Origin of the sequence: Hallella sp., assembly GCF_037460745.1 — a bacterium.
GTDB classification, from domain to species: Bacteria; Bacteroidota; Bacteroidia; order Bacteroidales; family Bacteroidaceae; genus Prevotella; species Prevotella faecis.
In genome coordinates, this window is the sequence record NZ_JAXVAE010000177.1 from 24891 (window position 1) to 35456 (window position 10566).

7 protein-coding genes are annotated in these 10566 nt (G+C 53.3%); 5 read left to right on the forward strand and 2 right to left on the reverse strand.

Annotation, left to right across the window (positions count from 1 at the left end):
* Nucleotides 1–2: 2 nt before the first annotated feature.
* A complete protein-coding gene (locus WKK33_RS11625) occupies nt 3–2651 on the reverse strand; it encodes a fasciclin domain-containing protein (protein WP_337934021.1) in 2649 nt (882 codons plus the stop codon).
* Between the two features lie 417 nt (nt 2652–3068).
* On the opposite strand from WKK33_RS11625, the gene WKK33_RS11630 reads away from it, so the two are divergent.
* Complete coding sequence (locus WKK33_RS11630; RefSeq protein ID WP_337934023.1) at nt 3069–5489, forward strand: DUF4859 domain-containing protein; 2421 nt, start codon at nt 3069–3071, stop codon at nt 5487–5489.
* A gap of 120 nt (nt 5490–5609) precedes the next feature.
* On the opposite strand, the gene fmt is transcribed toward WKK33_RS11630, so the two are convergent.
* The gene (fmt, locus tag WKK33_RS11635) at nt 5610–6575 is read right to left on the reverse strand and encodes a methionyl-tRNA formyltransferase (protein WP_337934024.1); all 966 of its coding nucleotides are present in this window, start codon (nt 6573–6575) and stop codon (nt 5610–5612) included.
* A 278-nt stretch (nt 6576–6853) separates the two neighbouring features.
* Here fmt and WKK33_RS11640 point away from each other — a divergent pair, with 278 nt between their 5' ends.
* From WKK33_RS11640 to WKK33_RS11655, 4 genes are all read left to right on the forward strand, one after another.
* Nucleotides 6854–7999 (forward strand): dTDP-glucose 4,6-dehydratase, encoded by a 1146-nt coding sequence (locus WKK33_RS11640; RefSeq protein ID WP_215758863.1) that lies wholly within the window; start codon nt 6854–6856, stop codon nt 7997–7999.
* A 41-nt stretch (nt 8000–8040) separates the two neighbouring features.
* Nucleotides 8041–9468 carry a hypothetical protein gene (locus WKK33_RS11645; protein WP_337934026.1) on the forward strand — a complete coding sequence of 476 codons (1428 nt, stop codon included), beginning with the start codon at nt 8041–8043 and terminating at the stop codon, nt 9466–9468.
* A 108-nt stretch (nt 9469–9576) separates the two neighbouring features.
* Entirely contained in the window at nt 9577–9987 is a 411-nt protein-coding gene (locus WKK33_RS11650) for a hypothetical protein (RefSeq protein ID WP_337934028.1), read from the forward strand.
* Nucleotides 9984–10112 (forward strand): hypothetical protein, encoded by a 129-nt coding sequence (locus tag WKK33_RS11655; RefSeq protein WP_337934030.1) that lies wholly within the window; start codon nt 9984–9986, stop codon nt 10110–10112. The genes WKK33_RS11650 and WKK33_RS11655 overlap by 4 nt, the downstream gene beginning before the upstream one ends.
* Nucleotides 10113–10566 lie beyond the last annotated feature (454 nt).

Genomic DNA, 10566 nt, shown 5'->3' on the forward strand with positions numbered 1-10566 from the left:
GCTTATCTCCTCCTTGCTTTAGCGTGGTTGTGTCGTTTGGCTGCGGTTGTTGTCAGTCCGATAACCTCACGCCAGGGCTTGAGCTGGTCGTGATCGTAGAAGAGCGGTCCGTCGATCTGGTGCACCACAACGTCTGAGGCCTGGTAGATCTGGTTGGTCATTACCCTGTCGCGGTTCTGCAGCCAGTACTCGCGTCCGATGATGTTGTAGAGTCCGTCGGTCTTCACCACGTTGCGCTTGTTGCCCAACTGGTCCTCGACGGTCATCTTGGCGTCGTTGGCGTTGACAGTGATGGAGAAGTAGCGCTTGTTGGCGGGATTGATCTTCGACGACTCGTAACGCACGTTGTGCTGCGGTGTTCCACCAATGAAGACGCTGTTGTCCTGGATGTGGTAGCGCAGGAAGTTGTTAATGATGTTGGTCAGTGTGGTCTGCGCTGTCTGCAGGGCCTTGCGGTCGCCGCCGAAATCGTCGGCCGTCAGGGCGTCCACATCTTCCCATGTGGGCATGTAACCCTCGTCGATGAGCTTCTGCACGGTAGCATTGGCAGGCACGTAGACGGTGTAGTTGTAGTTGTCGAACACGTTGATGTTGCGCTCACCGGTCACGGCGTCATACTGTCCGAGCGTACGTGTGGCGAGGAGCGACGAACCACGGAGCAGCGAGGCGAACACGCTGAAGTTGTCGTAGTCGTTGAGGATGCTGAACGTGCTGCGCTGGCTGGAGAGGGGCATTGCGTTCTCCACGACGTATGCCTTACCGTTACCGGCGGCACTCTGGTCGTAGATCTGCGACACCACCACATGGGTACCGGTCTCCTGCTGGAGGGCACCGTTGACGGTCATCTGACCAACCTTGCCGGCGTGGCGCACGATGATGGGCGAACCACCCTTTGTCTTATAATAGGTGTGGCCGTCCTCCACATTGCCCACAACGATGAGGTTGTCGATAAGGTCCTCCAAGCGGTCCTTCACCTGGTCTGCGTTGGTCACCGAGTCTTTCGAAGCCTCGTCGACGACTCCTGTGGCCAGGTCGTAGTCGTAGCGGTTGGCCACCACGGTCTTGCGCTGGTTGTTGTAGGTGAAACGATAGAGCTTGGTGCGGTTCGTTCCGTATGAGCACGGGTCCACATAGGTCAGCATGGCCTTGTTGGTGGGGATAACGAGGCTGTAGTATGAGTCCATGGAGTTGAGGTAGGGCTCAAAGTTGAGGTTGTCGATACCCCAGTAGATAACGCTCATGATGCCGTCGGCTCCATTGGAGTTGATCAGTGCGGGGAAGCTCACCGAGCGATAATCGGCAGGCGTATACACCTTATTTAATAAATAGACCACACCGTTACAGCCCATGAAGCAACTGTCCACATCGGCAGCGGTCAGGCCAAGGCTCACCTTGGTGGTGTTGTCCACGATATTCTTGAACTTCGAGGGCACGGTCTCCGAGAACGTGTTGATCATGTTGATGTTCATGAGCTTCACGAGCACGTTCATAGGCACCTTGTCCCATGAGCCATACATATCCTGCAGCACCTTGCCATCGGCGTTCCACCAGGTGTTGAAGGCCTTGTCGGAAGGCACGAGCATGGCTCCAGCGTCATAGTGGAGGTCGTAGCCCGAGGTGTTGCTGTAGATGTATTGGTTCCATGTGGGGTCGTAGAGCAACTTGGCGTCGACGGCCTGTCCATCGGGATCATTGGCCAGTTCGCCCGAGGTTGCCGCGCCGTAGTTGCCTGTGTTGGCGGTCGATGCGAAGTGGCGCAACACAAACACGGAGTCGGTGTTGTTATACAAACGGTTGTACTCCTTGGTGGCGGCATCGTCATAATAAGGTGCCGAGAAGCGCCCCAACAGGTAGTTGAAGGTCTTCATGTTGGCGTGCGAGGCCACAATGTCGGCCATGTTGTCGGCAGAGGTCATCACGCCTTCCACCTTATGTATATAACCGTTCTTGCAGGTGATGTCGCGATCCACGATTTTCTTTCCGTTCACCCACGCGTCGCTGACAGAGTTCGACTCGCCATTGGTGAGTGTGGCCAGGTCGCTGTCGGTAATCTTGTTGTGCTTCATGTAGGCGGGCAGGAAGTGGATCATGGGCTTCGACGTGTTGTCGCGAAGCAGCACGATGCCGTTCTTGTGATCCTTGTACTTCTGCCAGTAGGCGGTGTTGGGCATCTGGTTGGGATAGATGCGTGCCACCGAGTCGAACACCGACACGGCCGACTCACGGCGCATGCACATGCCCTCCTCGGGTGGGTTGCCGCTAACGTTGCTCAACAACTCGATGAGGTAGGCGTTGTTGACCATCGAGGAGTTGAAGATAAGCTTCTTCTGGGCCTGCGTGAGGTCCTCATACTTCTTCACTCCCCAACTGTTGGTTTGGAACCATTGGTTGAAGGCATCGTCGTCGGCAGCAAACAGGGTCTTACTACCAGTTTGGCTGAGCACGGCGGTCTGTCCGAGGTCGTCGATGAGTCGCAACGTGTACGAGTAGTTGCCCTCTTCCTTGAGCTGGTCATAGATGGAGTTGCCCAACCATGACGGCTGCCCGGTGAGGACATCCTTGTCGCACGACTGCAACATCGTGGCTCCGGCTGCCATCAACAGGGCTGTGGCGGCCGTCAGTGCCTTGCGCGTGGATTTTAGATGTTTCATTGTAGATATTTTAGGAATTTGTTTTATTCGTAGATGCGGTTTTAAGCGTAGATGCCACAAAAATGGCTTTAGTTCAATTGCAAAGATATATTAAAAGGATGATTCCACCAAGTGAATTTTAATAAAAATGGTTTTTTAACACTTAAACTTTGTTTCGACCTGAAAACGTCTGCAAAAATCGTCCAAAGGATGCAAATATAGTCGTTTTACCAGTTTTTTCGATGTATTTGCTTGTTATCCGCCACGATTTTCACTACATTTGCGGTGTCGATTGGCCAACCAATGATGGCCGGCGCCCAAGAAGCGCCATGAGCGACAGCAAAAACTACAAGGTGAAAACCAGAGACTAAAACCCAAATATCCTAAAAAAGCAAAACTAAACAATTTAATAACTATCACTTAAAAAAAGCACTGCTTATGAAAATGTCTACTTCTATCAGACAGCTTCTTTTAGTCGTGATGTGCCTCTTTGGCCTCAACGCCAGCGCACAGTTCTCGGCTACGCTGAAGCAAGGTTCGACGAACGACTATTCGAACGTCGGCGCACAGTTTAAGTTGACAGACGTGGCCGAGGCTCTCGGCACCGACACCGCAACCCTCGTGGCCCAACTGTCAGACATAAAAAACTCGAAGGTGTTTGCCGTGATGGACTCCACAGGCACCGTCACAGACTACACTGGCAATCCCGGTGAGTTCTGGCTCTCCACCACAGGTCAGGTTTGCAAGTATCCCAATGGCGCATGGTTCGTTGGCCAAAACTTCGACGAGGAGAACAACATCTTCAACGTCTATGCGGGTCAGTATCCAAACTATTTTAAGGCCTCCGACACACTTCAGGTGAAGGCCGCCCTCATCCTCGGCGACAAGACAGCCACCTTCGACATCACCTATCAGGTGTATGTCCCCACGGCTCCTGAGGCCGAGTTGGCTATCTCGAAGCTGCAGTTGGTTGGCGAGTCGAGCGTAGCCATCGAGCAATATCCGCGCTCGGGCTTCGACACCGACAAAGTATATGTGAAACTCACCGACATTGCCGACAAACTGGGTTGCGGCAAGGAGGATTTCTCATACCTTATCAACAAGATTGCTTACATGCCCCGTCTCGACGCCACCTATGGCACCATGAGCGACTCCCTGACACTCTACACCACCAACGATGGTTGGACCAAACGCGCCTTGAGCGCTCAGGGCGATGCCCTGTGGGCTTGCGGCAACACAGGCTACGCCGCCGACGACAACCTCTATCTGCAGCAGTTGGCATACAACCAGGACAACGACACATTGAGCTGCACCATCGGCCAGTATCCCAACTCCCTGAAAGTGGGCGACAAGCCTTACATCGACATCTACTTCGTCTATGGCTCTAAGGCATACAAGGTTACTTATACGGTCAACATCATCGAGGCTCCTTTCAACAGCATTGAAGACATGACCAAGGTGGGCGAAACCACCATCACCCTGAAGCAGGAGGCAAGAACCGACTACACTGCCGACCCCATCACCATTGACATGGAGACCATTAAGGCCGCGCTCGGCGTAGAGGCCAACAGCATCAGCATGCAGGCCATGGACAGCAACGGCAGCCTCTCATCAACAAGCACCGCCAACAATGGTGGCTATTGGCTCACACAGACTGGAGTCATCACTGGCTATGGCCCCACCGCCTACTGGTTTGTCGAGCCCGCCACAAACGGCGACTATGGCACACTCAATGTAGGTCAGTATCCCAAAAACGCCCATGTTGGCGACACAGCTCGCGTAGCACTCTACTTCGTGGCTGGCGAAAAGTATTACCTCGTCAACGTGGAGCTGGCCATCGTACCGATGGAAGTGAATCAGAACTACGTGAGCAAGCTCAACAGAACCCTCAACATCCAGGCCCTGCCTGGCAAGTATGAATGGTCGACCTACGAGTGCAGCATTTCGCTCGACGACATCAACGCCGCCATCGGCACCACCTCTCCCACGCTCTACGCCCTGATCTCCGACACACTGCGCAAGGCCAATCCAGACTCCTACCCCGAGACCATGATTTACACGAAGCAGTACAACATGAACCCGACACCGGGCTTCTGGGTCGACAAGGACGGAAAATCACGCGGTTGGGTGTCTGACGAGCAGTCACCTTGGGGTATGTACATCAAGACCGAGAACAACAAGGTGAATTTCTACGCCATGCAGTTTGACGCTGATCCCGCCGGAACAGCTTACTCTGGTCAGTTCTTCCTCGTCAACGAGAGCAACAATGAGATGGTGACCGTTACGCTCAACTATCAGGTTGTGAGCAAGATCGAGAACATCACAGTGGTTGGCACCACCGACATCATGTTGCCTGTAGGCGACATTGACCAGGAGGTCGATTACGACTTCGCCCCTGTGGCCGAGGCTCTTGGCACCGATGTCAACACGCTGTTCGCCAACTATCCGCTCGTGGGCATGACAGCCAGCGGCATCTACAGCGACGGTGTGGATCCCGTCAACGCAGGTCTGATGTTCGACAAGAGCGGCGCATGCAACAACGAAGGTGGCATATTCGGCCTCAACATCTCTGAGGACTACACGAAGTTCATCACCTTCGCCAACAACTACGAGGAACTGGGCGAGAACTTCTCTATCCCCGCCACCATCGGCTTCAAGGTGACCGACGAGAACGAGCAGACCAAGCTCTATGTTGTCAACATCACCTTCATGTCACCCGACGCTTACACCACAGGCGTGAACAGCATCAAGGTGAACACCAAGAACGACGGCAAGATCTACGACCTCAGCGGCCGCCAGATCAGCAAGCCCGCTCACGGCCTCTACATCATGAACGGCAAGAAGTATATGGTGAAGTAAAAACAAACGACCAATATACGGCGAGCGGTTTTCCGCTCGCCAATAACTAAGAAAACGCCCCCGCGAACAACCGTGTTCGCGGGGGCGTTTTAGCTTACTACTGTGTTTTCAGCGCATTTCTTACTGGCACACGCTCTCCTCGATGGCCCTGTTGCCATTGAGGAAGGCGTTGGCGGGCATGCGTTTCTTGCCAGCCATCTGCACCTCCTTGAGCTCCAACCACTCGTCGGCGGTGGCCACGAGTAAGCGGTGGCCGCTCACGCTGATGGTGCCGGGCGCCTCCTGGGTGGCCTCGCCAGTCTTGGCGGCGCCATACACCTTGAGCACCGCGCCATTGGGCGCGAGCGTGGTCCATGAGCCGGGATAGGGCGACAGGCCGCGCACAAAATCGTAGACGCGCTTAGCGGGCTGGTTCCACGCTATCTGGCAGGTCTCCTTAAAGATCTTAGGGGCGGGCTTCAGCTCCGTGCCCTCGGCCAACGGTGCCTGGTCCATCGACGGCACCTCACCATTGCCCTGGAGCATGGCGTCGACGGTTTCAACGGCGGCATCGGCGCCCAGGGCCATCAGCCCATCGTAAACATACTCCACGTTGGCGTCGTCGGGGATGGCAAACGTCTTGCTGAGAATGATGCGACCGGTGTCGATGTCCTTGTCCAGGAAGAAGGTGGTTACGCCGGTCTCGGTCTCACCGTTGATGACGGCCCAGTTGATGGGGGCGGCACCACGATACTGGGGCAGCAGGGCGGCATGCACGTTGAACGTGCCAAAGCGGGGCATCGACCACACCACCTCGGGCAACATGCGGAACGCCACAACCACCTGCAAATCGGCGTGATAGCTCTCGAGCTCGGCCAGGAAGTCGGGGTCTTTCATCTTCACGGGCTGCAACACGGGCAGGTTGTGGGCCAGGGCATACTGCTTCACCTCACTGGGCTGCAGATGGTCTTGGTGACGACCTACGGGTTTGTCGGGCTGCGTAACCACAGCCACCACGTTATAGCCGCCTTCCACCAGGCGGCTCAGAGTGCCCACGGCAAACTCGGGGGTACCCATGAAGATGATTCTCAAGTCTTTCTTATCCATTGTTTTCTATGTGTTACAGGGTCATTCTCTCGGTCGAAAGGCAGCATGGCTGTGCCTTTCGACCTGCAAATTTCGGGTATTTTTCGCACTCCCACAAATTTTAAGGCCACGAACAGGCACCATTTTCGCCACTTTAACGAAAAGTATAGGCTTTGTAACCCTTTATCTCGTAAATAATTCATACCTTTGCACCGTTGATCCTATGGGCACGAAGCGATCCAAGCGACAACAAGGCCATTAGGAGCAGCACATTTATTCATCCATAATGACACAACGACATGGAACAACAGTTTAAGCGCAACATCATGATTACCGGCGGCGCCGGATTCATCGGCTCACACGTAGTGCGCCTCTTCGTCAACAAATACCCCGACTACCACATCATCAACGTCGACAAGTTGACTTACGCTGGCAACCTCGCCAACCTGAAGGACATTGAGAACCAACCCAACTACACCTTCGTGAAGGCCGACATCTGCGACTTCGACACCATGCGTCAGCTCATGGAGCAGCACCACATCGACGGCATCATCCACCTCGCCGCCGAGAGCCACGTGGACCGTTCCATCCGCGACCCCTTCACCTTCGCTCACACCAACGTGATGGGTACCTTGTCGCTCCTGCAGGCCGCCAAGACCACTTGGGAGGCGCTGCCTGAGGGTTACGAGGGCAAGCGCTTCTACCACATATCGACCGACGAGGTGTATGGCGCCTTGGAGCTCACCGACCCCGAGGGCATCGAGAGCCCGTTCACCACAAAGGCGTCATCGGAGCACCACCACGCCTACGGAAGCAAGTTCTTCACGGAGGACCTGAAGTATCAGCCCCACAGTCCCTACTCGGCCTCAAAAGCATCGAGCGACCATTTTGTGCGCGCCTTCCACGACACCTACGGCATGCCGACCATCGTTACCAACTGCTCGAACAACTATGGTCCTTACCAGTTCCCAGAGAAGCTCATTCCGCTCTTTATCAACAACATACGCCACCGCAAGCCGTTGCCCGTCTACGGCGAGGGCCTCAACGTGCGCGACTGGCTCTATGTGGTAGACCACGCACGCGCCATCGATCTCATCTTCCATGAGGGCAAGGTGGCCGACACCTACAATATCGGTGGTTTCAACGAGTGGAAGAACATCGACATCGTGAAGGTGCTCATCAACACCACCGACCGCCTGCTCGGGCGCGCCGAGGGCGAGGACATGAACCTCATCACACACGTCACCGACCGCAAGGGCCACGACATGCGCTACGCCATCGACAGCCGCAAGCTCCAGCGTGAGCTCGGATGGGAGCCCAGCCTGCAGTTTGAGGAGGGCATCGAGAAGACCGTTCGCTGGTATCTCGACAACCAAGACTGGCTCGACAACGTTACCTCGGGCAACTACCAGCGCTACTACGAGGAAATGTACAGCAAGCGATAAGCTGCCGTCTCCGCCTTCACACCAACACAACTCACTTGCCTATGAAGACCTTGAGATTCCTTAATGACATGGTTCACTTTGAGCAGCCCATCGAATTGGCACCTGCTGGTTTGGAGGGAACGGAAAACGATGACAAGCCTTATCTCGAAGGCTATTGTCTCCTGCCTTACCATGAGGATGCCATCACGGCCCGGGCGCTTATCCACGCCCAGGCCAAAGGGGAGCTCTGCTACCCACAGCCTGGCCAACGCAAGCAAATGTTTGGCTTGCCTGCCAGTTTTAACGAGTATGACACCAAGGCTTTTAGCCAAAGTGCCAACGGTCTTTATTTCAAGTGGGTGAAGGAGAGTATGAAGTCCATGGCCAACCATTACCAATACGTCAAGCAGGCTTACGTGCTGATAAACAATACCCCTTTGTTCTTCACGCTCTACCTGCTGGTGCCCGAACAAACGAAGGACATCTCATGCATCGTGACGTTTGCAGACCAATTTTGGGACATAGACCAATGGGTCTTGCCTGGGGCCGAAAAATACAAGCGACAGTTCTTCTCGCGCAATGCCCCCTTGTTCCAGAAACTGGTCAATGCCTTCACACCGGGAGTGGACTTCACGTCAACGCAGTTTTTGGCTGTATCGGGAACATCAAGCTTCCTCAACATCCCCGTGATGCGCCAAGGGCAGTTGCTCACTGAATCGCCCTTCGGCAACCAATTTTATGAGGATGTCTTTGCCTTGGTAAACAACCTCATCAGTCAGTATAACCATGTGACAAGATATTTGTGGCCACTGCACATGGAAGCGGTCTATCTCAACAGCGACACCCCATCCCCCTGCAACTTCTTCACGCACGACCACATGTCCCACTACCTAACAGAGGTGAAGGATATTACAGATGACAATTTGCGTAACGACATCTTGTTTGAAGGGCAAGCCAGCCGACGGTTCTCGTTTTGGGGTGAAACGCCCCAGTACGACGAGAATGGACAGATACTTGAGCGTTTCTCTCTCATCAACACGGATTGGAGCGAAGAACTTTCATCATGGGCCAGGGTGCTGTATCTACATCAATGGGAGAATGGTTTGTGCGAAGTATCGGCCAAATTGGGAGACTACAACTTATCGCCCATCTTCAACCAATTCGACGAATATGAACTTGAGAAAGCCATGCCCCACTTCTACAAGGCCTGCTTCAACGGCAAAATGGGCCTCTTTGAGCAAGGGGCTATCGTGCAGACACCAAAAATGTTCTATTTCAGGTATGTCTACAAGCCCGACAAGAACACAGAGGAGGAACAAATTCTTCAAAAGATTGACAGCCTATGCATGAAAATACTCTTGGAGCTCACTAAGTTTAGCGACTACGTGGAGAAACGCAACGAGAAAGAGGGCGATAAGAAAGCCGAGGCAAACACCAACTCGCTAACCAAGATGATGCTGTTCCACGGACTGTCAAGCCTCTTCTCATAACTACAACTCCAGGAGTGTCCACATCAATAGGCAACGCCCATTGGTAGATCCCACAACAAACAATCCAACACCATGAACGACTTATTTGACTTTAACGATGACCACTTGGTGGACGACCTCCTACAAGACGACCTGTCAACACACGATGACTTCGACGTAACGGATAATCCCGACCTGCTCACGGCCACCCCTGAAGGCTCCAGTCTCATGACAATCGATGACAACCCTAACAGCCTTTTCGATGACGATGACAATGCTCTTGTGGCGACGCATCACCTTGCAGACGACCCCGTGTCGTTTGGTGGGAGCGCCGAGGACGCCCAAAAGCAGAAAGAGGACAACGAGTGGTACAGCAAACAGGCCGCCCACGCCTTTGAAGAAGAAAACTGGCATCTCAAAGAGGCGGAGAAAGCTGCGGAGAAGGGCGACTTTGCTGCTGCCAAGGACCACCGTAGCCGTGCAGAGTCATGGCATAGTACCGGAACCGACTACCAAAGTAAAATCAAGCCTGTCGGGTGACAGCGCCCCATGAGGAGGGCATCGAGAAGACCGTTCGCTGGTATCTCGACAACCAAGACTGGCTTGACAACGTAACCTCGGGCAACTACCAGCGCTACTACGAGGAAATGTACAGCAAGCGATAAGGAAAAGCCAAAGGCTGGGAGGCCGGGGCAACGCCCCCAAGGGCCGCCATGAGCATGGCTTTATAGGCAAAGATTTTTATGGGCATGATAGACTAATGGGGCAAGACGCCCAGCAAGCCTGTCATGCCCTTTATGCTTATCGGCTCAACCATAAACCCAAACATATTTAAAGGGAACGATATACCTGTTGGCAGTAAATACTAATAAAGTATGGATATACAAAAAAATGAGTAGTCATTGATTATTAGACTACTACTCTGTTTTTTTTGTAACCATTTGTGCCAACATTTATTATATTATTGCCTTTGCTTTTTTCAAGAAAAACAATTTTTTCGTCTCAAAAATTTTGTTTTATCATTTTTTTGTATATATTTGCCAAAAATAGATATTTATAATTATGAATTAGTACTGATGCGATAAAATCGCATAGTTATTAAAATTCATCAAATAAAGT